General features: G+C 57.9%; 1 protein-coding gene. It reads left to right on the forward strand.

The genetic code is table 11. The features are described 5' to 3' along the window. Nucleotides 1-14: 14 nt before the first annotated feature. Nucleotides 15-475, forward strand: a 461-nt coding sequence (locus AB9F27_RS22075; RefSeq protein ID WP_369758230.1) for an HlyD family secretion protein, incomplete at its 3' end; no start/stop codon positions are given.

Below are 475 nucleotides of genomic sequence, written 5' to 3' on the forward strand. Positions count from 1 at the left end.
CAGGGGTTGTCGGGTTGAGCGAAGTTAGTCAGGGCGCGCTTGTGACCTCTGGCCAAGCAACGCCGCTTACCACGATCCGCACGATTGATCCGGTCCATGTCGATGTGACGCAAGCCGCCGCCGATATCCTCCGCTGGCGCCGCGCCGACGGTGGTGCAAAATTCGCAGAAGAGCTTGGTCAGGTTGTGGAACTCAAACTTGCGGATGGCACGATCTATGAACATCAAGGCGAGCTTTCCGCCGCTGAGCCGCATGTGAAAGAAACCACGGGCACCATTGTGTTGCGCCTGTCGTTTCCCAACTCCGAAGGCTTCCTTCTGCCCGGGATGTACGTGCAGGTTGAAATGCCGCAAGGCGTGGTGAAAGACGCGATTTTGGTGCCACAACAAGCTGTTAGCCGTGATCGTCGCGGCGTGCCTATGGCGCTGGTTGTCAACGCTGACAATGTGGTTGAGCAACGTACGCTGACCGTTTT

The organism is Falsihalocynthiibacter sp. CO-5D18 (assembly GCF_041205445.1).
Taxonomy (GTDB): Bacteria; Pseudomonadota; Alphaproteobacteria; order Rhodobacterales; family Rhodobacteraceae; genus Falsihalocynthiibacter; species Falsihalocynthiibacter arcticus.